The sequence below is a fragment of the Streptomyces chisholmiae genome, from assembly GCF_031845445.1.
In the GTDB taxonomy this organism is placed as follows: Bacteria; Actinomycetota; Actinomycetes; order Streptomycetales; family Streptomycetaceae; genus Streptomyces; species Streptomyces chisholmiae.
Window position 1 is genome coordinate 1 of record NZ_JAVREO010000080.1, and the last position, 559, is coordinate 559.

1 pseudogene is annotated in these 559 nt (G+C 70.7%); it reads right to left on the bottom strand.

The window, feature by feature from the left end:
• Positions 1-545, bottom strand: a pseudogene (locus tag RM844_RS32145) (cysteine--1-D-myo-inosityl 2-amino-2-deoxy-alpha-D-glucopyranoside ligase); the annotation flags it as partial.
• Positions 546-559 lie beyond the last annotated feature (14 nt).

Below are 559 nucleotides of genomic sequence, written 5' to 3' on the forward strand. Positions count from 1 at the left end.
GACCGGTAGTGGCCCGCGAACAGCCCGAGCCGGAGCGCGGACGGGTCGACACCGTCGGCGCGCAGACGCGAGACCAGCACCAGGTTGCCGCGGCTCTTGCTCATCTTGTGCCCGTCCCAGCCGATCATGCCGGCGTGCACGTAGTGGCGGGCGAAACGCCGCTCCCCCGTGACGGATTCGGCATGCGCGGCGGAGAACTCGTGGTGCGGGAAGATCAGATCGCTGCCGCCGCCCTGGATGTCCAGGCCCGAGCCGATGCGGGTGAGCGCGATGGCCGAGCACTCGACGTCCCAGCCGGGCCGGCCCGCGCCGAAGGGCGAGGGCCAGCTGGGCTCACCGGGACGCTGAGCCCGCCACAGCAGGGCATCGAGTTCGTCGCCCTTGCCGGCACGGTCCGGGTCACCGCCTCGCTCGCCGAACAGCCGCAGCATGGTCTCGCGGTCATAGCCCGACTCGTAGCCGAACTGGACCGTGGCGTCGGCGCGGTAGTACACGTCGGGATATTCGGCGTCGTCGACCACATATGCCGCGCCGGAGGCCAGCATCTTCTCCACCAGCT